Source organism: Erythrobacter sp. JB1-4, assembly GCF_057365025.1.
In genome coordinates, this window is the sequence record NZ_CP200292.1 from 2,817,163 (window position 1) to 2,838,162 (window position 21,000).

At 56.2% G+C, this 21,000-nt stretch carries 21 protein-coding genes and 1 pseudogene; 6 read left to right on the plus strand and 16 right to left on the minus strand.

The window, feature by feature from the left end:
* Window positions 1-6: 6 nt before the first annotated feature.
* Together AC0V61_RS13145 and AC0V61_RS13150 are read right to left on the minus strand one after the other, a co-directional pair.
* Complete coding sequence (locus AC0V61_RS13145; RefSeq protein WP_486158246.1) at window positions 7-675, minus strand: prolyl hydroxylase family protein; 669 nt, start codon at window positions 673-675, stop codon at window positions 7-9.
* Window positions 676-775: 100 nt separating this feature from the next.
* Complete coding sequence (locus AC0V61_RS13150; protein WP_486158248.1) at window positions 776-2,056, minus strand: RcnB family protein; 1,281 nt, start codon at window positions 2,054-2,056, stop codon at window positions 776-778.
* Between the two features lie 193 nt (window positions 2,057-2,249).
* Between AC0V61_RS13150 and AC0V61_RS13155 the strand changes: the two genes are divergently transcribed.
* Window positions 2,250-2,831, plus strand: a complete 582-nt coding sequence (locus AC0V61_RS13155) for a flavin-binding protein (RefSeq protein ID WP_486158250.1) — start codon at window positions 2,250-2,252, stop codon at window positions 2,829-2,831.
* A gap of 25 nt (window positions 2,832-2,856) precedes the next feature.
* On the opposite strand, the gene AC0V61_RS13160 is transcribed toward AC0V61_RS13155, so the two are convergent.
* From AC0V61_RS13160 to AC0V61_RS13170, 3 genes are all read right to left on the minus strand, one after another.
* A complete protein-coding gene (locus AC0V61_RS13160; protein ID WP_486158252.1) occupies window positions 2,857-3,318 on the minus strand; it encodes a hypothetical protein in 462 nt (153 codons plus the stop codon).
* 30 nt (window positions 3,319-3,348) lie between these two features.
* Window positions 3,349-4,662 (minus strand): GGDEF domain-containing protein, encoded by a 1,314-nt coding sequence (locus AC0V61_RS13165; protein ID WP_486158254.1) that lies wholly within the window; start codon window positions 4,660-4,662, stop codon window positions 3,349-3,351.
* Window positions 4,663-4,769: 107 nt separating this feature from the next.
* Window positions 4,770-5,510, minus strand: a complete 741-nt coding sequence (locus tag AC0V61_RS13170; RefSeq protein ID WP_486158256.1) for a helix-turn-helix transcriptional regulator — start codon at window positions 5,508-5,510, stop codon at window positions 4,770-4,772.
* Window positions 5,511-5,739: 229 nt separating this feature from the next.
* Here AC0V61_RS13170 and AC0V61_RS13175 point away from each other — a divergent pair, with 229 nt between their 5' ends.
* Window positions 5,740-6,108 carry a hypothetical protein gene (locus AC0V61_RS13175; protein ID WP_486158258.1) on the plus strand — a complete coding sequence of 123 codons (369 nt, stop codon included), beginning with the start codon at window positions 5,740-5,742 and terminating at the stop codon, window positions 6,106-6,108.
* Window positions 6,105-6,398, plus strand: a pseudogene (locus AC0V61_RS13180) (GIY-YIG nuclease family protein). The gene AC0V61_RS13175 and the pseudogene AC0V61_RS13180 overlap by 4 nt, the downstream one beginning before the upstream one ends.
* Before the next feature lie 394 nt (window positions 6,399-6,792).
* On the opposite strand, the gene ettA reads toward AC0V61_RS13180, so the two are convergent.
* The gene (gene ettA / locus AC0V61_RS13185) at window positions 6,793-8,466 is read right to left on the minus strand and encodes an energy-dependent translational throttle protein EttA (protein ID WP_486158260.1); all 1,674 of its coding nucleotides are present in this window, start codon (window positions 8,464-8,466) and stop codon (window positions 6,793-6,795) included.
* A 226-nt stretch (window positions 8,467-8,692) separates the two neighbouring features.
* Here ettA and AC0V61_RS13190 point away from each other — a divergent pair, with 226 nt between their 5' ends.
* Both AC0V61_RS13190 and AC0V61_RS13195 read left to right on the plus strand, forming a co-directional pair.
* Window positions 8,693-9,913, plus strand: a complete 1,221-nt coding sequence (locus tag AC0V61_RS13190; protein ID WP_486158262.1) for a GGDEF domain-containing protein — start codon at window positions 8,693-8,695, stop codon at window positions 9,911-9,913.
* Between the two features lie 158 nt (window positions 9,914-10,071).
* A complete protein-coding gene (locus AC0V61_RS13195) occupies window positions 10,072-11,334 on the plus strand; it encodes a GGDEF domain-containing protein (protein ID WP_486158264.1) in 1,263 nt (420 codons plus the stop codon).
* Window positions 11,335-11,649: 315 nt separating this feature from the next.
* On the opposite strand, the gene AC0V61_RS13200 is transcribed toward AC0V61_RS13195, so the two are convergent.
* The 9 genes from AC0V61_RS13200 to AC0V61_RS13240 form a co-directional block, all read right to left on the minus strand.
* Window positions 11,650-11,910, minus strand: a complete 261-nt coding sequence (locus AC0V61_RS13200; RefSeq protein WP_486158266.1) for a hypothetical protein — start codon at window positions 11,908-11,910, stop codon at window positions 11,650-11,652.
* A 33-nt stretch (window positions 11,911-11,943) separates the two neighbouring features.
* Window positions 11,944-12,384, minus strand: coding sequence for a chemotaxis protein CheW (locus tag AC0V61_RS13205; protein WP_486158268.1), 441 nt, complete (start codon window positions 12,382-12,384; stop codon window positions 11,944-11,946).
* 38 nt (window positions 12,385-12,422) lie between these two features.
* Window positions 12,423-12,749, minus strand: coding sequence for a response regulator (locus tag AC0V61_RS13210; protein WP_486159551.1), 327 nt, complete (start codon window positions 12,747-12,749; stop codon window positions 12,423-12,425).
* Window positions 12,750-12,846: 97 nt separating this feature from the next.
* Window positions 12,847-13,410: a chemotaxis protein CheD gene (locus AC0V61_RS13215; protein ID WP_486158270.1), complete on the minus strand. Its 564-nt coding sequence runs from the start codon at window positions 13,408-13,410 to the stop codon at window positions 12,847-12,849.
* A complete protein-coding gene (locus AC0V61_RS13220) occupies window positions 13,407-14,594 on the minus strand; it encodes a protein-glutamate methylesterase/protein-glutamine glutaminase (protein WP_486158272.1) in 1,188 nt (395 codons plus the stop codon). Before AC0V61_RS13220 ends, AC0V61_RS13215 begins: the two co-directional genes overlap by 4 nt.
* A complete protein-coding gene (locus AC0V61_RS13225; RefSeq protein ID WP_486158274.1) occupies window positions 14,591-15,481 on the minus strand; it encodes a CheR family methyltransferase in 891 nt (296 codons plus the stop codon). The genes AC0V61_RS13220 and AC0V61_RS13225 overlap by 4 nt, the downstream gene beginning before the upstream one ends.
* A 4-nt stretch (window positions 15,482-15,485) precedes the next feature.
* Window positions 15,486-16,634 (minus strand): chemotaxis protein CheA, encoded by a 1,149-nt coding sequence (locus AC0V61_RS13230; protein WP_486158276.1) that lies wholly within the window; start codon window positions 16,632-16,634, stop codon window positions 15,486-15,488.
* A complete protein-coding gene (locus tag AC0V61_RS13235; RefSeq protein WP_486158278.1) occupies window positions 16,622-17,668 on the minus strand; it encodes an Hpt domain-containing protein in 1,047 nt (348 codons plus the stop codon). The genes AC0V61_RS13230 and AC0V61_RS13235 overlap by 13 nt, the downstream gene beginning before the upstream one ends.
* Window positions 17,665-17,943, minus strand: a complete 279-nt coding sequence (locus AC0V61_RS13240; protein ID WP_486158280.1) for an STAS domain-containing protein — start codon at window positions 17,941-17,943, stop codon at window positions 17,665-17,667. Before AC0V61_RS13240 ends, AC0V61_RS13235 begins: the two co-directional genes overlap by 4 nt.
* Window positions 17,944-18,248: 305 nt before the next feature.
* Between AC0V61_RS13240 and AC0V61_RS13245 the strand changes: the two genes are divergently transcribed.
* Window positions 18,249-19,277 (plus strand): response regulator, encoded by a 1,029-nt coding sequence (locus AC0V61_RS13245; protein ID WP_486158281.1) that lies wholly within the window; start codon window positions 18,249-18,251, stop codon window positions 19,275-19,277.
* Between the two features lie 51 nt (window positions 19,278-19,328).
* On the opposite strand, the gene AC0V61_RS13250 is transcribed toward AC0V61_RS13245, so the two are convergent.
* Entirely contained in the window at window positions 19,329-20,906 is a 1,578-nt protein-coding gene (locus tag AC0V61_RS13250) for a ShlB/FhaC/HecB family hemolysin secretion/activation protein (protein WP_486158283.1), read from the minus strand.
* Between the last annotated feature and the right edge of the window lie 94 nt (window positions 20,907-21,000).

A 21,000-nucleotide genomic window follows, 5' to 3' on the forward strand; every position in this document is an offset into this window, starting at 1 on the left:
TTTTTCCTATTTCCAAGGCCGCGTGCGATACCATTTGGTGATGATGTATTTTGAACCCTTCACCACAGGCGTACCTGCATGAATGGTGCCTTCATTGGGGCGGCCATCGATTAGGGCATTGTTCCAAGCGAGAAGCACGCCTTGCTTGGGCTCAATTTTGATGCCGATGTCGGTGAAATGGGTTTCTCCGCCTTCTTCGACGTCGTTTAGGAAAACCATGGTCGTCCAACTGCGTTGCCCACCGCGTTTGCGTTCGTCCTTCCAATAGTTTTCGCTGGTATAGAACCAATCATTGTGCGGCTTGAACTCTTGTCCAGGCATATAGCGCTGGCCCTGAATGGCCTCACCAACCACGCCTTTGACGCCCAGAAGACGGTCGATCCGCTTGCTTATCTCGGCAACGAATTCATCGTTTGGGTTGAGATCACCGGAATAGGAGGTGCGAAAACCGCTGTCATAGCCCAGCTCATGCAGGGAAGAGGGCCGTGCCGTTGCATCCACCATAAGGCAAAGGCGCTCACATTCGGCAGGGGTCAAAAAATCGCCCACCGCAAAGAGTTCCGCCTTTTCGGTCTCAACTTGGTAGACCTTTGGATCTTTCACCAATCTTTCGCGGACATACTTGCCCATGCGCCTCAATGCGTCTTGATCGGGAACTGTTTGCGTCTCGGCCATGGCTCTGGGTCTAGCACTGGCACTTGCGCAAAGAAAACCCCCGAAGGAATTGCTCCTCCGAGGGTTCTCTTCCCACTTGCACCCTGGATTTATCTGGGTCTTACCAGAAGAAATCGTGGATCACATCGACCACTTCGCCGGTGTAAACATCGACGAGCACAACATCGTCGTAATAGCGAACCCAGCGATAAGGTCCGTAGACCGGCGGCAGGCGATATGAATAGGGATCATTGATCCAATACCGCTGTCCAAAGAAGAGGTTATCCAGGTAGAAACCGATCCTTAGACGGCTGTAGCTGTGCCCGTAAAATGGGGCATAGTAGCGGCCGAGGCGGAAGATATTGCGGTTAAAGCCGCGATGCTTGCGCCAGCCAAAGCGGCGGTCACCGCGCCATCCGCGACGATCCCAGCGGCGGAAATCACGCCGGCCATCGCGGTAGCCACGGCCATACGCAAACCTGCGGTCGCGCCAGCCACGGTCATTGCGATAAAAGCCGCGGTTGTTGCGGATGCGGCGATCAGCACGCCTATCAGCCCTACGTTCAGAGCGGACACCATCGCGGAAACCTCTGCGTTCGGCGCGGTCCAAGCGCCGGTCTGTGCGCCGATCAATTCTGCGATCTGCACGGTCAACCCGGCCCAGTCTGCGATCATCGCGCCTGTTTACGCGGCCATTGTTTACGCGGCCATTGTTTACGCGGCCATCACGGATGCGGTCAGCCCTACGGTCACCGCGACGCTCAATCCTGCCTGCACGGTTGTCGCCCCGGCGTTCAACACGGTCCGCGCGCCGGTCGGTGCGACGATCAACCCTGTTCGCTGCACGGTTGTTGCCGCGACGGTCGAGACGGTCAGCCCTGCGGTCACCGCTGCGTTCAATCCGGTCAGCCCGGCGTTCGCTGCGGCGATCAACGCGGTCAGCGCGGCGTTCACTGCGGTTATCCACGCGGTTTGCGCGGTTGTTACGCGCTGCATTTTGACGTGCACGATCCCCGCGGTTGACCCATGTGTCTGCCCGGTCGCGTGTTTGAGAACTGCGTTGTACGCGCCTTTCGGAACGGTTTTGTGCGCGGTTCTCTTGGCGGTTGGCCCGACGCTCAACGCGTCGTTCTGAACGTTGCTCAGAGCGGCGTTCTGAACGGTTAGCCCGACGCTCTTGGCGATTGCTCTGACGATTGCTTTGCCGATTGGCGCGTCGCTCACCTCTGTTCGCTCGGCGTTCGCCGCGCTGGGAGACATCCCGCCTGTCGGGTTGAAATTCTGCTGCTGACGCTGAAACGCTCAAGGCTTCTGCCTGCGCCTCCTCAGCCGGTGCTACAAAGGCGAGCGCTATGGCTAAGGCCGAAAGAGCGCTTCCTTTCAAGAGCTGCGATAAATCCATGATGTGCCTTTCAGTGTTGCCGCCCCACCACTTACGGCCTGTTGTACGAGCCTGCTGCGTCTCGATATGTGCCTTTCTATCGACGAGTCGCTGAGCACAAGCTTAACCGAGTGTTTAGGCTCCCGTTCATGTTTGCGTTGACTTTCATGAACGTCTTGCGAAGGGTCTGTCAAAGCGTCATTGGCAGCTGTCTATGTTCGAAACACTCCAAGATGTTGAAACTGATCTCAAGCAGCGCCTCGTACGCGCAGCCAAGGATCGGCGCTCGCCCATGCATATTCCAGCGGTCGTCACCAGCGATGTCGATGCGCGCGGTATGGTCCTTCGCGAGTTTAACGCGGGCGATTGGTTCTTGCGCTTTCACACCGACACACGCGCCCCCAAAGTTGCAGCGATTGAAGCTGATCCGCGCATGGCTGTGCTGTTTTATGACAAGGGTGCCAAGATCCAGATCCGTGCGCGCGGGAAGGGCCGTGTTCTTCGCGATGATCCTGTCACTCAGACCGCTTGGGACAATGGCACCAATTTTGCGCGTCGGTGTTATCTCGGCGATGGGCCGGGAGCTGCGAGCGAGGTTCCCACATCAGGTCTCCCAGATGAGTTTGAAGGCCACGAACCCACCGATGAACAATTGGTGCCGGCACGCGATAATTTTGCAGTGCTGTTGGTCGAGCTCCAAGAGCTCGATTGGCTCTATCTTGCACACACAGGCCACGTGCGGGCGCAGTTCACGCGCACAGACAATGATTGGACCGGCCGCTGGGTTTCACCCTAGCGCCTTGTGGGCATAGCAATAAGGATCAGGCAGCCTTCGAGGGGGCGGGGAGAAGCAAGACTTCTTCCCATTCGCTCTCTGGCTCTGAGGTGTTTTGCGCCTCGGTTCCTTCACCGGAACCGGCTCTCATCACCTTTGCGATGTGATCATGGACGGCGGCATGGTCGAACCGCTCTGCGCGGTGGGGCGCGGGAGGTTTTTGAGCGGATTGCCGAGCAAACATCTTTGCCCTCACAGCCGACGCGGCCCGGTCTTTGCGCTCGCTGCGCGCCTCTGGATCAGCAATTCGTGCAAGCTGATCATCGAGGGTATCGCCGGCAAATAGGCCGGACAAAGGGTCCGCTTTTGTACGAGGTGAAGGCGACCAGCGCAGCACAGCCAGCGTAATACATGTGCCCAGAACGATTCCAGCCGCCAAAGCGTAAACAGGATCAATGGCTGCCAGATCGGCGCCGAACCTATCCCAAAATGCCCCATTATTCGTCATCGGCTGTCCCCGCAGCAGGTGTGTTTAAAACTAGCCTGCGTATCTTTCGCTATCGTGCGTTAAATGATCGTTAAGGCTGATGTCCCCGTTCTCGAAGGTACCGTCTTTGAAGGCATCGCGCTCGCACACCTCGCCTCCTGAAACACTCGTGAGAACAGCGCGTTGGCCATGTTCTGGAGTAAATCCAGCAGGCAACACCTCGCTCGCGCGGCTAACACAGTCGCGGCCCGCTTCTTTTGAGGCGTACAGCGCGCCATCCGCCCTTGCGAAAAGCGAACGGTATCCTTCGCCCTGTTTTTGCCCGGCCACGCCAAAGCTGGCTGTCAGACGCACATCAAGCGCGCGTTCGCCGACCTCAAGCGCGTTTGTGCGCGCGCGCAATCGCTCTGCAAGGCCCGCTGCGATGTCCTCATTTGCGTTCCACACGAGGATGCAAAACTCCTCGCCGCCCACGCGCCCTGCAATATCGCTGCCCCGGATCATGGCGGCCACCATCTCACCAAAACCAGCAATCGCGGTGTCACCTGCCTGGTGGCCCCAGATGTCATTCACCTGTTTGAAGTGATCGATATCGCCAACCACAAGCGCTGTATCGATCCGTTCGGCATTCGCGCGTTTGAGCGCTGCCTCGACCTGCGCTTCAAATTCCCGTCGCACCAGCAAGCCGGAAAGCGCATCGCGCGAGGTCTTGCGATAAAGCGATGCGATGTGATCCTTTACAGCTCCGGCAATCTGGGCGAGCCCGAACAGCACAGAGCCAAAGGCAAAGACCCAATTGAGCGCAAGATAATAGGTGCTGTCGCGATAAGCCTGCGCTGAGATAGGGCCATCGAACATGAGTGTGATGACCGGACGAATGAAAAATTGCGCGGCGGTCAAGACAAGCATGACCAGTAAGAACCGCTCCACCGCATCTCGGCCCGTGCTATAGGCAAACAGCTGCGCGGTCATGACGAACATCGCGCCGCACGTGAGGTTGGTGATGAACAGGTCTGCAAGGATGGAGTTGCCGGTGTTTTGAACAAACATCATTGTCGCAAAGCCAGCAAAAGCGATCCACAAATGCGCTTTGAGCGGAGGTTTGACCGATATTCTGGTGAGCAACCCCCAAGACATTGCCGCAGCGGCAAGAGTGTGGGGCACATGGGTGATGGCTGGTATCGCGCGCCCCCATTCAGCAGGGCTCAGGATCGAGATCGAAAACCCGCAGGTCATCATCAGCCAGCCGATGCTGAGCCCTAAGTTTTCATAACGGCTTTGGTCGCGGCTCCACACAATGAGGAACGCGGTCGCGAAAATCAGCGTCACCAAAGGCGTTGAGAAAAAGAGCAACAACTCGCGCAAGAAACTTCAAACCCCCCGAAATATCGAGCGTTGTCGTTAGCCTGAGAGGGTTAATTTGGAGTTAGGGACAATTACTTGCAAGATTGCTCGACCCAGAGGCAAGCCGGTCAATCCATCATGATCAATCGTCGGCGCAAACCTGCAACCGTTGCTGAAATCCGGTCATTTACGCCCATTTTGTCGAATAGCCGCCGGGTGTACGTGTCAACAGAAGAGGTGCTGATCCCTAAAATCTCAGCGATATCGGTGTTTGATTTGCCTTTGGCGATCCAGCCCAGAACGTCGCTTTCGCGCGCGGACAACTCGACCTTACCGTGGCTCGACCCAAAATAGCGCACCGAGCGGGTGTGATGCGTCACTGCAATCGTTTCCAATTCTTCGAGAAATGCGTCCTTTTCCCAGTTCAAAACGCGGGGAAATCCGAAGGAAATGACCCCGTTCACATTGTAGGGGCCATAGACTGGGACCATGAATTGGTCTTTCAGGCCAAACTGTGTCGCAGCTCCCATGATCGTCTTCGTGAGCTCAGGTTCCACTTCGGCAAACCCATTCAGGTATTTTGTAAGGACGATTGGCTTGCCCAATTGCACCAGAAACTCATGGCACCGCCCCAAAACCTCGACATGCTCTGGCGGGAGGTTGTGCCTTGAGAAATGCCGATCTCCCAAAAAGTGCATATGCGGCAAGGTTGATGTAAAAGACTGGAAACATACCGAAATATGGTATGTGATGGAGTTCACACCGCGCGCTTTTGCCTGCTTCACCAATTCTCTTGAAAGGCTCACCGGCCCCCGTCCTCTGCGCAGCTTTGCAGGTGCAGTAACCTTGGAGCTCAAAGGTTTTTCCATGACTGGCGGTGTTTTACTCACGTAGCTAACTTGCTGCTCCCAGCCTCTTCGCGCCTTGCCTTATTGGCCCTGTAAAGCCGGTTGCCGCGTTTGATGCGGCATAACCGGCTGTGGCTGACTTGCTCCCATAATCGAGGGCCTTATAATGAGGCGAAGTCACGCACTTACGTGACATGACATGCCGTCCCCTTGTTAACTAGTGTTTTCGCTTGAGGGTTAGGAGCTGTTAATGTTTCATTCTGCCAGGCCGGGAATTTCGGAAGCCTCCGATGAACAAGGCCGCGTGGATGCCCAGCTGGATCGCTTAAGAGTTTTGGACGCAAAGATTGCCAAAGCGCTGGAGCTTGGCACATGCCTAAAGCCTGAAGTTGCCTTGATGCTTGAGCTTTATGAAGCTGACCGCGAGGGTAGGGCGGTGACCGTGTCGGTTTTGGGCCTGCTCGACGGTATACCTGCGACAACGACGCTGCGATATCTGGAGGCGCTTCAAAAGAAGGGTGCGATCAAGCGCGTGGCCCATGAGACCGACAATCGCATGACCTATGTGGAGCTAACCGATGTGTCACGCGCGGTGATCAACGCTGCGCTGAGGGGGTGAGGGGTGGTTGGACCTACATCATGGCGGACCGGTATTGTGGGACGCTTTATGTTGGTGTGACCGCTGATTGGGCCGCTAGGGCTAACCAGCACCGCAGCGGCGAAGGCTCTGACTTTTATGCACGATATGGGTTAAAGCGATTGGTCTGGGCAGATCGTTTGGCGACCATCGAAGAGGCGATTGCGTTTGAGAAGCGCCTGAAGCGTTGACGGCGTCAGTGGAAGTTTGACTTGATCGAAAAGGCGAACCCGGACTGGAGCGACCTTCACGACGATCTGGCCGGAATTTAGCGCCCCTCGTCATCCCGGCCCCCGAGCCGGGATCCCGCTTGTTTTTCACGCGGATTTGAGAGGAAGAAGCTGGACCCCGGATCAAGTCCGGGGTGACGGCAAAGGAAAGTTCAGTTTCGCCACCTGATCGGCTCTTGCGCGCAAAGGCCCCTGCCATGTTCTTTCTCGATTTCGTCGCAGATCATGTCTGCTCCCGCCTCAAAGTCCCGCTCTAGATAGGGGGGCTGTGCGGGTTGAAATGTCTCGGGATAAAACTGAGCCATCATATCATTGTTGATAACTCGTCCAGCTTTAGCCGCTTCTCTCGCCTCGTGCACGATCGCGTCCTCTTGACGATCTGCCCCAGTACATGAGGCGAGCGCCAACGTTCCAACGAGAGAGAAGCGGGCGAATATCACCTAGTCAGCTTCTTATAAGCCAAGCGCGTAGGACGATCCGCCGCATCACCCAGCCTGCGCCGCTTATCCTCTTCATACGCCTCAAAGTTCCCCTCAAACCACTCCACGTGGCTGTTCCCCTCAAACGCCAAGATGTGCGTCGCTAGGCGATCCAGGAAGAAGCGGTCGTGCGAGATTACTACGGCGCAGCCGGCGAAGTTCTCGATGGCGTCTTCAAGTGCGCCCAAGGTCTCCACATCGAGATCGTTGGTCGGCTCGTCCAGCAGCAGTACGTTGCCGCCTTGCTTGAGCATTTTCGCCATGTGCACGCGGTTGCGTTCACCACCCGAAAGCTTGCCGACGTTCTTCTGCTGGTCCGCGCCTTTGAAGTTGAACGCGCCCACATACGCGCGGGTCGAAGCGTCGTGGCCGTTGACTTGCATGTAGTCGAGGCCGTCGGAAATTTCCTCCCAGACGTTGTTGGTTGGCGTCAGATCATCGCGTGATTGGTCGACATAGCCCAAGTGCACCGTGTCACCGATCTCGATGGAGCCGCTGTCCGGTGTCTCTTGACCCGTGATCATGCGAAACAGGGTCGATTTACCAGCGCCATTTGGGCCGATCACACCGACGATGCCGCCGGGGGGCAGCATGAAAGAAAGGTTTTCGAACAATAGCTTATCACCGTAAGCTTTCGAGATGTTCTTGGCCTCGATGACCTTGCCGCCAAGGCGTTCCGGCACTTGGATAACGATCTGAGCCTTACCCGGAGCGCGGCCTGCTTGGGCGTCTTGCAGCTCTTCAAATTTGCGGACGCGGGCCTTCGATTTGGTCTGACGTGCCGATGGCGTCTGCCTGATCCACTCAAGCTCGCGGGCCAAGGCTTTCTGTTTGCCTGACTCTTCGCGGCTTTCCTGCTCCAGACGTTTGGCTTTCTTCTCGAGATAGGTCGAGTAGTTGCCCTCGTACGGGTAGTAGGTGCCCCGGTCGAGTTCGAGGATCCATTCCACGACATTATCAAGGAAGTAGCGATCGTGGGTGATCATCAGCACGGCGCCTGCGTACTCTTTGAGGTGGTTTTCAAGCCACTCAACGCTTTCCGCATCCAAGTGGTTGGTAGGCTCGTCCAAAAGCAGGATCGAAGGCTTCTGGATCAGCAGGCGGGTCAGTGCAACGCGGCGTTTCTCACCACCGGACAGGTTCTCCACGCTCGCATCCGAAGGCGGACAGCGAAGCGCCTCCATCGCAATCTCAAGCTGGTTATCGAGCGTCCACCCATCAACCGCATCGATCTTACCCTGAAGCTCAGCCATTTCCTCGCCAAGCGCGTCAAAATCCGCATCAGGTTCAGCCATTTGCGCAGAGACGGCGTTGAACTTCTCAACTAGATCAGCGGTTTCACGCGCGCCGTCTTTCACGTTCTCAAGCACGGTTTTTGACGTGTCGAGCTCTGGCTCCTGTGGCAGGTAACCAACGGTGATATTCTCACCCGGCCATGCCTCGCCTGAGAAGTCCTTATCGATCCCGGCCATGATCTTCATCAATGTCGATTTGCCCGCACCGTTGGGCCCCACGATGCCGATCTTTGCGCCTTGATAGAATTGCAGATTGATGTCTGAGAGCACGGGTTTTTGAGCGCCGGGGAAGCTCTTAGTCATGCCTTTCATTACGAAAGCGTATTGCGCGGCCATGGGGCAGGTCCTTTGGATCGAAATTTGGTGAGTTATCGCTGTTTGGCTCCAAATAGTCGCGCGCACCGCCAGGGGCAAGCACACATATCTTTTGAATTCGGGCTCAAACGGGGTGAATTCGAACAAAACTGTGCGCAAAGTCAAAATGTAACGCACCAAGGGTTTCCCCTAAAGACGCTGTTAACCTTATTACCCTAGCCGTGATCCATCGGGAGGCTTTGAACCCATGCAAGCACAGCTTTTAGGAATGCTAACACCTTTGATGGCGCTGCTGTTTGCGGTTACCTTTGCGCTGTTCTGGAAGCTTGGCGGGATGAAGCGCCATGTCCTTGGTTTTGCTGTGGGCTATACCTTTTTCGCCGCGGGTTTTCTGGTCACGCATTTTCTGCCGCTTGATGCGTTTTATCTGTTTCACGCCACACAGTTGCTCTATTCCATTGCAGTGATCGCGCTTCTGACTTCCATCTGCGAGCGGGTGGGGCAGCGGGTTAACCTTGGCGCCCTTGTCGGCATTTACATCATCAGCGCCGTAGCGCTCGCATTAGCCGTAAGCGTTACCAATGACGTGGCACCCCGGCTGATCATCGTAAACACCGGATATGGCGCGATGTATGTGGTGGGCCTGACCACGATTTTGATGGCTCCACGACGCGGGCTGGTCGATTACACGATCATCTTTATGGTTGGCCTTTGGGCGATGGATTTCCTTGTGCGGCCCAATCTCACCTTGATGTATCAAAGCACAATTCCCGACGCAGCTTATCGAGATTCCTTCTATTATTCGCTCATCGGGCTTGTTCTCGGAGTGAAGTCGGTGATCGGTGCGATGGTCCTGATGGGAGCGACAATCGCCGAATGGACCACTTCACTGCGCGAAAGCAGCGAGAAAGACACCCTCACAGGTCTTCACAACCGCGCGGCCTTTGAAGATGCAATGGGCACAATCATGTCCAAAGCTCATGCAGAAAAGCGTCCTTTGAGCCTTGTGATTGCCGATATCGACCACTTCAAGCAGGTGAACGATCTATGGGGACACCAAGCAGGTGACCGGGCTATCTCAAGCTTTGGAAAGCTGATCAATGAGATGGTCCGTGGGTGCGATACGGCCGGCCGCGTAGGCGGAGAAGAGTTCTGTATTGCTGTGTGGAACTGTCCCAATGAACCAGCCGGACGTCTTGCTGAGCGGATCAGAAAGGCCTTTGCCCAGCTCGAACACGAAGAGCTTAATGAAGACATTCGTCTGACTGCAAGTTTTGGCGTTGCGACTGCGCATCCTGATGAGAGTTATGAGCGCCTATTTGCTCGCGCAGATGCGGCGCTTTACGATGCAAAATCGCGTGGGCGTGACCGGGTGGAGAATGCTGAGCGGACAAGCCCGCTTGAAGCTGTGACCATTGAAACGGCAGCCCCAACGACCAATCTGGAACGCGCTGCTGCTGAAGGCTAAAAATGGGCGGGCTCTTCAGTATGATAGGGCGCAGCTGGATCGAAATTAGCGCACGTTTTCCAATGCGATTAATGTGGCTCGAAGTGCCTCCCCTCATCATTGCGCAAAGTACCCTTTAACTATTCCCTGCGATTGCGTGGGAAGCGGTGTAGAGGTCGATGCAAACAGCAATTTTGACATTCATTATTCCGGTCATTTCGTTGATCTTCACCTGTGCGTTTCTCGCGCTCTGGTGGAATGATCGCAAGCAATGGCCCGTACTCGCTTTTGCGGTGTGTTTTGGTTCGCTTGCTCTTGGTGTTGCGATCAATATCTGGATCTTTGAAAGCGTAGGCTCTCTTGGGGTTGTCACCTATCATCTGGTGTCAATGGTCGGGATACTTGCATTGATGTGGGGGGTCGCTGAGAGGGCAGAGGTCAAAGCCCCGATAGGATTTTGCGCTGCGACAGTGGCAATCGCGTCGGCCATGATTTGGTATGCGATAGAAATTCAGCAGCCTGACGCGATGCGGCTCATTCAAAATACCAATTCTGCTATTGTCACCACTATGATTGCTGTGACGCTATGGCATGGAACGCGGCGCAATATGGCCGACCATACACTTATGTGGGTCGTCATTGCCTTGGCTGCATTTGGGTTCATTCGCCCGACACTGACCATCCTCTTCGACGCAGTGGCTGGCGGCGATGGGACAGGCGCTGTTATCATCAACGCGATCCATATTCTTGTTTTAGCAACCCTGCTTACGCTTATTGCGCTTTGTCTGATCGCCTCGATCGTATTTGGCACTATGCAAAATGAGCGCGAACGGGCGACCACTGATGCTTTGACAGGCCTTCCCAATCGCGCCGCGTTTGAGGAGAAAGTGGCAGAGACACTCGACAGAGCTCGCCAGGAAGGCACGCCAGTTTCGTTCATCGTTGGCGATATCGACAATTTCAAAACGGTGAATGACACATGGGGGCACAGCACTGGCGATAAGGTCATCTCGATATTCGGCTCGCTCATCGATAACAGGATTAGGCCAAACGATGTTGCAGGGCGGATCGGCGGTGAGGAGTTTTGCGCTCTTATCTGGAACTGTGAAGAGGCACCTGCTGTATCGCTTGCCAACCGCTTGCGGCTTGCATTTTCCAATGCGCTGATCCCTGGTCTATCCTCTGACCAGCGTTTCACAGTGAGCTTTGGCGTTGCCCAGTGGCAGCCTGGAGAGAGCTATTCACAAACCTTCTCGCGCGCTGATCAGGCGCTTTATGCTGCCAAGCGGGCAGGGCGTAACCGGGTTGAGTCGGCCGTGTCTGATCACAGAAGTCAAAAGGAAATGGGTGAAGAAGTGCCAGTTCCATCGCCGGAGCGGTCCGATCTTGGAGAGATCGTTTCCTTTGCGAAGGTGAAAGCAGGCAAAAGCCAGGCCCAGTGATAGCATTGCCATGATCACCTGCGCATCGTTGCATAGCTGCTGAAACACATCGGCAATACTGGATTTGGCGATGTTGTGGTTGCGATAGCGATATGTTCAGGAGCTTTGCTGCGCGCACCGGGCCTCGCACATGCAAACGTGCAGTCATGATGGCGATATCGTTTGAGGGCACCTGCTTGAAGAAGCCTATGAACAGCGCTGACGAGGCATACCACATGTCTGCATACAGGTACGCGCGAAGCCGCTACCTACGTTCAGCAGCATCGTCCTGCAGATTGTGCGAAAAGGTGTCGAAGCTTTGTCTTGGGCGCCCCATCACTCGACGCGGCGAAGATGGTCTCTCAGCTCGCTAAGGGTAACCTTCTCTGCCGCAGCAACAGGGTCCTCTGCTGATATCACATTGGCGAGCTGCACCAGCTGTTGGCTCCACCGGTCGAGGCTCTGCAAGCTTGTGAGATGCCGCTGGGCGACGTCTGGATCAACGACCAGCTCTGCCCCCAATTCCTCAACCTGTGATGCCATAATCTGCAGCGACTGTGCAGCAGCCTTTAGCAAGTCAGAATGCGAGGTGGTCATATTGTCTATCCTGATCGCGGAGCAACACAGCGCTTAGGCTGCCAGTTCAATCTCGTCGGCTGCCATGAGCTTTGTAAGATCAAGCACCATGACCATTTGATCATCAAGCGGCGCAATGCCTTCCAGGAAGTTGGTGACAGTGTCGTCTGAGCCCGCGTCCGGCTGCTGCAAGCTGTCTCGTTCGATCGATACGATGTCGTTGACATCGTGAACGATAAGGCCGCGTGATTGGCCATGATGTTCCACCACCACAATCGGATTGCGCGGAGTGGTCTGTGTCGCAGGCCAACCCAGGCGAATGGATAGATCGATAACGGGCAGGACTGTTCCGCGAAGGTTTACAACACCGGCAACATAATCCGGCACACGCGGCAGGCGTGTCACAGGCGACCATGCGCGGATTTCGCGGATTGTCATGATGTCGATGCCAAACAGCTGATTGGCAATTCCAAATGTGATCAGTTCATATGGCATGGCAACGGTAATCCAGTGGTCTTGTTCTAAACAGGAAGTCAGTGCGCAACGCGCCGCAACGCAGCGGTCAGCTTGGCTGCATCAAAGGGCTTTACGATCCATCCGGTCGCGCCCGCGTCTTTCGCGCGCGCTTTCTTTTCATCTGAGCTTTCCGTGGTCAGTACGAGAATAGGACGATCAGCATGAAGCGCAGTTTCACGCAGTTTTTCAATCAAGCCAAAACCATCAAGGCGAGGCATGTTGATGTCGGTCAACACCACATCAACCTCGTTGGTCTCAAGCCATTCGAGCGCTTCTTGCCCGTCCTCGGCCTGTTCGACCTTAAATCCGTTTGACGTGAGCGCGGTACGCAAGAGTGCGCGCATACTGGCACTATCATCGACGGTCAGGACGCTGACAGGCGGTGAAGAGGCATCGCGCGCTGATGGCTGACTTGTGTCCATTACGTGCTCCTTTGTGTTTCTAAAATAGGTCCACATCCCCAAGTCCGCCTTGAGGGCGTCCCTGTGGATTGTGCCTAATTGGGCTGATTGGTGCGACCGGGGGTGGTGCTTCGCCTGCGACTTTGCGGGCGCGAACGAGGCCATGGGCGGGGCTGAACTCAATCCTGCGAGAGCAATTGCCTTCAAGGTCCTCAAACACCGTTTGGATCGCTTCATCGCGCAGGAATTGGCGAGCAAACGCGGCGTTGTCAGAGCCGATGCGACCCAGTCCACAGGCCATATTTGCGCCGCCATAAAGACGCGCTTTCATTCGCCGTTTATCCGCACCCAGCTTCAGCATTTCGTTGATCAACAGCTCCATGAGATACAGGCCATAGGAACTGTCACCACAAGCGGAGCCTTCATCGAGTGGTTTTGCCAAAAGGTAGTGGTTCATGCCGCCAACCCGGGCCATCGGATCGTAAAGGCATGTCGCAACACAGCTGCCCAACACCGTGGACATGATCACCCTTTCATCTGCGCTTGCCCGGGCCTCACCTTGCATAATAGTCATCTTGACCTGCGCTTGAGATGGAAGGGTCATGCGCCCGGTCCCGCGCTAGAAGGGGCGTTTCGATTGGTCGGCATTGTGGCGCTGCTTTGCGCAATAGCGGTTTCTGGACGTGCGCTGGCAGAAGGAAAAATATGCCCTGCAATTTTGCCAAGCGGCAGGATATTTCTCGCAGCGCCTAGCGCAATGGCAGCGCGGGGCATGCCAAAGACCACGCAGGATCCGCGATCTTGCGCAATCGTGTAGGCACCCGCCTTCGCCATAGCTAAAAGGTTCTTCGCGCCATCTTCGCCCATACCTGTAAGCAAAACGCCAATCGCATTTGGACCGACCACTTTGGCAACAGAGGCAAACAAGCGATCGACGCTTGGCCGGTGACCTGTTTCACGCTCACCATCGCGCAAAACACAGCGAAGGCCTTGTGAACCTGCCGGTGCCACCTCAAGGTGTTTGACCGCACCGGGCGCCAAATAAACGTGGCCGGGGCGAAGCAGCGTGTCAGTTTGGGCAAGCTCAACTTTGGGCTTTGTCGCCTTATCAAGGCTTTGCGCGATCGCGGGCGCGAAAGTGGCATTAACGTGCTGTACGATCAGCGTTGGCGGGCAATCTGCTGGAAATTCACCGAGCACCGTGTGCAGCGCCTCGACGCCGCCTGTCGATGATCCAATTGCGATTACATCGGGACGGCTGGGCACAGACGTGTTTGATGCACCTTGAGCGCTTGTTGCAACGCGCCGACGTGCTTGCGCCGGTGTGCTCACCGCCTGTGCCTCGCGCGAGGCGGCTGCGGGTAATCGGCGCGGTGCTTGGGTTTTGGGCATTTCCACTTTGGAGGCTTCGCGCACAAGCCGAGCCAATTCGCCGCCATCATCGTCGCGGATTGATCTCTCGCGGGTCGATTTGGCGTAGCAATTGACCGCCCCCAACTGCAGCGCGCGCGCGGTGGCCTTTGTGCCTGCGCGAGTGGAGCTTGAGACAATAATGACCGGGGTGGGGCGCAAAGACATGATCTTGCCAAGAAAGGACAAGCCATCCATTCCCGGCATCTCAATATCAAGCGTCACCACATCCGGGTCGAGCTGTTTAATAAGTTGGCGCGCTTCAGAAGCATTCCCTGCAGCAGCGATAACCTCGATATCAGGTTCGACGTTGAGTTTGCGCGCGATCAGAGCCTGCATCATGGCCGAATCATCGACCACAAGTACGCGAATGGTCATCCCTCAATCCTTTGGTAGATGGTCGCCCCAACCGGTTGCAGCAGTTTGGTCGCCTCCCCTGACACGCGTTCGGAATGGCCAATGTAAAGATAACCGCCGACATTCAGCTGCTTGGCAAACCGCAGCACAAGTTGCGCCTTTGTGGGCTCATCGAAATAGATCATGACATTGCGGCAAAAGATGACATCGAAGAGCGCATCAAAGGGCCAAGCGCGCAGCAGGTTAAGCTGGCGATATCGGATCAGCTGCGTGATTCTCTTAGCGATTGTAACGCTGCCTGTGGGGTCGCCTGCAATTGGTTCGCACCATGCCTCGCGCAGCGCTGTCGGCAGTTTGCTGACCGCCTCACCATCATAGGTGGCCGCTTTTGCGGCGTTGACGGCATGAGGCGCAAGGTCGCTTGCAAGCACGAGGAGATCGCCTTTTGCGATGGTCTTGCCCTCGTGTTTATTGGCACCAAGCAGGAACATCATCAAAGTGTGGATTTCCTCACCGCTCGATGACCCGGCAGACCATATGCGCACTTTGTCCTTATTTTGGCTGCGCGCGATCAAATCGGGCCGCACATGTTCCACAAAATGCTCAAAATGGTGAGGCTCGCGGTTGAAGTAGGTGTGATTTGTGGTGAGCGAGGCGATGACCTTCTTGCGCTCTTGTGTATCGCGGTCGACCACGTCGAGGAACTCGGTGAAGGTCTGAAGCCCGCTTGCACGCACCAATGGGGCAAGCCGCGAATAGGCGAGCATCTTTTTCTTTGAATTGAGGATGATCCCCGCTTCCTCTTTCACAAGGGCAGAGATGCGGTTGAAGTCGGCCTCTTTGTAGAGCTGCGGACTGACGCCGGGCACCACTGAGCCTGCGTATTGCGTTGATGCGGCCTGTTCCATCGTATCAGGCGGCTTTGGCGAGCGTTGATGGGGCAACAGAGGCGCGCACCATATGGTCGACGTCCACAATCAACGACACCTGGCCATTGCCAAGGATGGTGGCCCCCGCAACGCCGTCAACGGCGCGGAAGTTTGCATCAAGGCTCTTGATTACGAATTGGCGCTGGTCGGTTATCATATCGACCATAAGCGCGGCTTGGCCATGCCCTTCGGTCTCAACCAGAACAATGACACCTTCGCATGGATCTTCGACCCAACCATTTGCGCCTGTCACTGCGCCAAGCGAGATAACCGGCACGAAGCGGCCGCGCACATTGAGCATGGAGCGCTGTGTGCCGACACCTTTGATGTCACCGGGGGCGGGGCGCAGGCTCTCGATCACGTGGGTTAAAGGCACAACCAGCGACAAATCGCCCGACTGCACGATCATCCCATCGGAGATCGCAAGAGTAAGGGGCAGGGCTAGGCTAAAGGTTGTGCCTTCGCCTTCGATCGATTGGATGGCAATGCGCCCTCCCAGATCGCGCACATTGGATTTGACCACATCCATGCCGACACCGCGCCCTGATACGCTGGTCACCGATGCGGCGGTGGAGAAGCCGGGGGCAAAGATCAGCTGGCAAATTTCATCATCAGAAAGATTTGCATCCCGGGCCACAACGCCGTTTTCGATGGCCTTTGCAAGAACTCTCTCCCGGTTGATGCCGCTGCCGTCGTCCTTGATGTGAATGACGACCCGGCCTGCTTTTTGTTCTGCGGATAGGGTAAGTGTCCCTTCGGGATTTTTACCAGCTGCCTTGCGCTCTTCCGGCGTCTCGATACCGTGATCCACCGCATTGCGGATCAAGTGGGTCATGGGCTCTGAGAGGCGCTCGATGACAGTCTTGTCGAGCTCAGTGCCCTCACCAAACACTTCGAGTTTCACGTGTTTGCCGGTGTTGCTTGCAAGCTCGCGCAGCAACCTTGGGACCCGGCCAAAGACCGAGCTGATCGGTTGCGCACGAAAGGCCATAGCGTGTTCTTGGATGTCGCGAATAAGCGTATCGACCATGGCAAGTTCTTCGATGTGCGCCACGTTCTCGTTCTCAAGCCGCTGAGCCATCATCGCCTGCGCAATGACAAGTTCGCCCACGCCGTCGATCAATCGGTCCAATTTTGCCAGATCAATCCGAACGCTTTGGGCCGCTGGATTGGTGCTTGAAGCAGGCGGCGAAGCTTTAGGCTTTTCAGCCGGTTTGGAGGCAGGGAGGGCGTTGCCGCTGGGGTTGGCGGTGCTGCTGCTTCTGGTGCCGGGGGGTGATCCGCCGATGTTGAGGCGGCCTCCACGGGTTTGGACACTTCACTAGCCGCAGCCTTTGGTTGTGCTGTTGGCGCGCCTGATTGCTGCACATGGGGCATTGGGGCGTCATTAAATGCAAGGCCGCAATCTTCGCCAGCAAAGTCGAAAATCTCTTCGACATCGCCGCGCGCCACTGATCCCGGCATACGAAATGTCCAGCCGAGGTAGCCATAATCAATGTTGAGCTCATGCAGCTTTGGGATCGCATCATGATCGCACGCCTCACATGTGCCGCCAAAGCTGGCGAGTTCGCGCAGCCACAAAAGCGGCTCTCCCCCGTTGTCCATCGCGCCGGCATGCGGACGCAGATGGATCAGCCAGCTGGGCTCGTCTCTTTCCCCTTGAGGGGCAATGGCCGCACTGTTTTCTTCAGTGAGATCATCAAGAAGCGCGTCCAGATCGAGGTCATCAAGGGGATCGCTCTCAGCATCATTCGAGCTCTTTGCAGTAGCGTCATCATCGGTTGGTCCAGCGCTTGCGCGCGCCGCTTCGAGGCGCTCCATCAGGGCTTGATCATCGGGCGCATCGCCTGCCCCGCGCGCCGCCTCAACGTGATTGCGCAGCAAGTCGCAGGCGAGCAAAAGCAGGTCGGTCAGCTCTGGAGTGAGCGGAACCTGGCCTTCGCGAATGTCACCAAGAAGGTTTTCAAAGCAGTGTGTGTAAGACGCAAGAGCAGTGTGACCAAATGCGCCTGCCCCTCCTTTGATCGAATGCACGCCGCGAAAGATTGCGTTGATGGTTTCATCATCATGCGTGCCCGCTTTGCATGCGTCGAGCCCGGTTTCCGTGGCTTCGAGTGCCTCTTCGCACTCAACGAAGAAGATTTGTTGGATGTCGTCATCGTTCATGCTGCACTCGCTGCTTCAATATCTGCACCAAGGCTCGCCTCGAGCCCTGCAAGGCGGATGGCTTTGAGGAAGGGTTCGCTCGGAGCGTGCAATGTGATGCCGCTCTCTGTTTTTGCTGCGGAGACGAGCAATTGCAGCATTGCTTGGCCAATGCGCTCAACTGCACTTGCATCGACCGCGATTTTTGCCTCCCCAACAAGGTCCACAAAGTCTGAATGGACCGAGCGCGCAGCAGCGCGGTCGCAAATCGCAGGAAGGGTTACTGAATTCATCATGTCCTCACAGCGTGTTTGAGTGCGGCCGGATGCAAGACTTGCGGTCCCGAGGCTTTGAGGGTGCGTGCAATCATTATTTCTCCCACCTTAACTGGACGTCCGTTTCAGCTCGCGTTCTTGCGAGGTGATAAGTGCCAAGTGGTGAAAACCGGTTTTGTGACCCTCTAGGCCCGAGCCCTTAAGCCAAGGCACAAGAATTCTTCGGTAGATTGCTGTTAACCATGCTCCACGACCTTAACAGCTTCGCATGATGTGCGTTGCTTTGAGCTACTGTAAATGACGGAATTCAGGACGGTTTTTGTCTCATGCGTGACACACGAGTAATGGTTGTTGACGATTCCGCTGCAATGCGCGCGCTCTTCTCTGGAATATTGGAGAACGCCAAAGGCGTTAATGTTTGCGGGGTGGCATCAAGCGCTGCAGAGGCGCGCGAGATGATCCCTGAAATCAAACCCGATGTCCTCACTCTCGATGTGGAAATGCCGGTCATGACAGGCATTGAATTCCTCGAAGAGATTATGGAAAAACGCCCGATGCCTGTGATCATGCTTTCAAGCATCGCACAGGCTGGCTCGGACACTGAGAGTAAGGCCTTGGCGCTTGGCGCGGTGCATTGTTTCCCTAAACCGCTACGCACGACGCCTGAGGAATTCGACGCAACCGTCGCTAAACTTGGCGATATTGTCATCAAGGCCGCAAACGGAGAGCTAAATTCTGCCGAAGATGAACACGCTGGCGAGGATGATGGCTCTTCTTTCGAACCCAACGGCAGCATAGTGGCGATGGCATGTGGTCAGGCAGGGATTGAGCCTTTGAAGGGGATCATCGCTGGCTATCCCACCACTTGCCCGCCAACAGTTATTGTGATCGACGCGGATCGCCCTGTGGTTGAACCGGTGTTCAAAGAGCTTCAAGAGAGCGCCAAATGCGAGGTTGCAGAAGCCTCAAACGGGGCAGAGCTTATACCTGGCAAGGTCTATCTCGCCTTTGATCGCAGCGCCCATGTGATCGTTGAGGCAGGCCCGCCGCCGCGCCTACGCTGCGCTGCAAGAGACCCTGTGGCCGGCATTCGTCCGTGTGCAGATTTGCTCCTTGGTTCAATTGCCAGAGCCAAGGTCCCTGTGCACGCTGGGCTTTTGTCGGGGACGGGCGGTGATGGCGCGAAGGGACTGCACATTCTGATGCAGACCGGTGGAACGGTGTTCCTCGAAGACCCTGCACAAGGTGCGCCGCGTGATCGGATGAATGCCGTTCACGCGCTTGGCGTTGCCGCAGCGGATATGCCGGCTGATGAACTGCTGGGTTGGATCTTGAAAGGAACAGCGAAGGTCTAGGGCAGCTCAGGCGGCACAATCCGCGCGCGCGAAAAATGCCCGTTTCGCTGATTAGAACGACTGACCAACTCTTAAGTTGAACAACGGACCAGCGCTTTCGCTGTCTTCGCGCTCTCCGGTTAGTGGCACCGCAACCTCAACGCCCAGATCCGTATCTCGCGTCAAAGCAAGCCGCAGGCCTCCCCCAGCAGAGGCGAGCGAACCGCCTCCAAAGCCTTCTTCAAGGTTGGAGACAACACCCCCATCTGCAAAGACATAGGCTTGGCCACGCGGCAACCAGAACCCTTTGCCGCGCCAATTGTAGCGCAGCTCGCCAAAGCCCATAATGCCGCTGTCACCTGAGCGTTCGTTAAAGTCATATCCGCGCAGGAAAGATGTGCCCCCAAGGCCGATATCTTCAGTGACGAGAACGGGATCAAAGGCAAGTTGCCCGCGCGCACCAAGCGCTACGCTAAAGGAGTCGGCAAGTGACCGGTTCCAGCCAAGAAAACCATAAATACTGGTAAAGCGCGAGCTTGCATCAAGGCGCGAGGCGAGGTTGTCGCCCGGGTCTGTTGCAGACAAGATATCGAGGCCGCGCGATGCCATGAGCCTGCCGCTGAAACGACCGCCTGCCAGCTTCCCTCGCGAATAGATACCTGTACGGATGGCTGGCACCCGGTCGCGCCGCGCCTGGAACCCTTCGCGATCCTGGCGAAGGTCTGTCACCTCAAATTCGCCCACCACCCAAAGGCTAAGATCACGGCTGCGAATAAGAGGGTACTTGGCGCTTACGCCTGCACGAAGAAAACGCCCCTCGATCTCACGCTCAGCCAGAAAGTCGCCCGGATTTGTTGACGAATATGACAGGTGCGCGCCAAGCTCGAGCCCGCTTGCATCCACGATAATCTTATAAGAACCACGGGCGAATTGGAGCTCGCCGGGTTGAAGCGGCGTTGTGCCAACAGAAATATCTATTTCATCGGCTGAAGAGATCAGACCATTGAAATCAAGGTCTATGCGCGCCCGGATTGGGCCCACTTGGCGCGACCCATTATTGCGCGCCTCAACATAGGCAGAGGTGCGCGAACGGCGGGCCTTCACGATCAGGACGCCGCGCTCGCCTTCTTGTTCAAACTTTGTATCAACGATGCGCACACCAGAGATATCATCGGCGAGAAGCAAGCGTCTCTCGAGCTCTTTTTGCGTAATCGGCTCACCTGACACAAGCGGCGCAAGCTGGCGCGCAATCGCTGCATCTTGAGCACCCTCGATCCGCACCTCATCAATCGTGCCTTCATCAAGCTCTACGCGCAAAACGCCCAGATCCAGATTTTGGCTGGGGACAGTGGCCGAGGCAAAGACATATCCCTGAAACTGGGCTCTGACGGCAACGCGCGTTGCGAGCGTCGAGAGGTCTTCTTGAGTGAGAGGGCGCGAGGTGTATTCCTCGATCAGGTCGACAAATTCAGTATCGGGCAGCGCTTTGTTGCCGGAGATTATGATGGAGTTGATGAACAACTCATCGCCAGCATTTGCGCGCTGTTGATTGATTGGTTGGGTGATCGGTGACTGTGGCTCGGCAAAGCGCACAGCTTGAGGGGCCGTCTCGCTCATCGCAAGCCGGGCGACATCATAGTCGATGCGCATCTGTCCCTGGTCCATTTGCTCAAACGACGACTGTGCGAAGAGCGGAGGAGTTATCAGTGCACCTAGAACTGGGAGGCTAACAAGCCACCTAGAC

Bases quoted from the DNA above. Each gene is read 5' to 3' on its own strand.
- AC0V61_RS13145 (WP_486158246.1), bottom strand. From the start codon at position 675: ATGGCCGAGACGCAAACAGTTCCCGATCAAGACGCATTGAGGCGCATG.
- AC0V61_RS13150 (WP_486158248.1), bottom strand. From the start codon at position 2,056: ATGGATTTATCGCAGCTCTTGAAAGGAAGCGCTCTTTCGGCCTTAGCC.
- AC0V61_RS13155 (WP_486158250.1), top strand. From the start codon at position 2,250: ATGTTCGAAACACTCCAAGATGTTGAAACTGATCTCAAGCAGCGCCTC.
- AC0V61_RS13160 (WP_486158252.1), bottom strand. From the start codon at position 3,318: ATGACGAATAATGGGGCATTTTGGGATAGGTTCGGCGCCGATCTGGCA.
- AC0V61_RS13170 (WP_486158256.1), bottom strand. From the start codon at position 5,510: ATGGAAAAACCTTTGAGCTCCAAGGTTACTGCACCTGCAAAGCTGCGC.
- AC0V61_RS13175 (WP_486158258.1), top strand. From the start codon at position 5,740: ATGTTTCATTCTGCCAGGCCGGGAATTTCGGAAGCCTCCGATGAACAA.
- ettA (WP_486158260.1), bottom strand. From the start codon at position 8,466: ATGGCCGCGCAATACGCTTTCGTAATGAAAGGCATGACTAAGAGCTTC.
- AC0V61_RS13190 (WP_486158262.1), top strand. From the start codon at position 8,693: ATGCAAGCACAGCTTTTAGGAATGCTAACACCTTTGATGGCGCTGCTG.
- AC0V61_RS13195 (WP_486158264.1), top strand. From the start codon at position 10,072: ATGCAAACAGCAATTTTGACATTCATTATTCCGGTCATTTCGTTGATC.
- AC0V61_RS13200 (WP_486158266.1), bottom strand. From the start codon at position 11,910: ATGACCACCTCGCATTCTGACTTGCTAAAGGCTGCTGCACAGTCGCTG.
- AC0V61_RS13205 (WP_486158268.1), bottom strand. From the start codon at position 12,384: ATGCCATATGAACTGATCACATTTGGAATTGCCAATCAGCTGTTTGGC.
- AC0V61_RS13210 (WP_486159551.1), bottom strand. From the start codon at position 12,749: ATGCGCGCACTCTTGCGTACCGCGCTCACGTCAAACGGATTTAAGGTC.
- AC0V61_RS13215 (WP_486158270.1), bottom strand. From the start codon at position 13,410: ATGACCCTTCCATCTCAAGCGCAGGTCAAGATGACTATTATGCAAGGT.
- AC0V61_RS13220 (WP_486158272.1), bottom strand. From the start codon at position 14,594: ATGACCATTCGCGTACTTGTGGTCGATGATTCGGCCATGATGCAGGCT.
- AC0V61_RS13225 (WP_486158274.1), bottom strand. From the start codon at position 15,481: ATGGAACAGGCCGCATCAACGCAATACGCAGGCTCAGTGGTGCCCGGC.
- AC0V61_RS13235 (WP_486158278.1), bottom strand. From the start codon at position 17,668: ATGAACGATGACGACATCCAACAAATCTTCTTCGTTGAGTGCGAAGAG.
- AC0V61_RS13240 (WP_486158280.1), bottom strand. From the start codon at position 17,943: ATGATGAATTCAGTAACCCTTCCTGCGATTTGCGACCGCGCTGCTGCG.
- AC0V61_RS13245 (WP_486158281.1), top strand. From the start codon at position 18,249: ATGCGTGACACACGAGTAATGGTTGTTGACGATTCCGCTGCAATGCGC.
- AC0V61_RS13250 (WP_486158283.1), bottom strand. From the start codon at position 20,906: ATGCGCATCGACTATGATGTCGCCCGGCTTGCGATGAGCGAGACGGCC.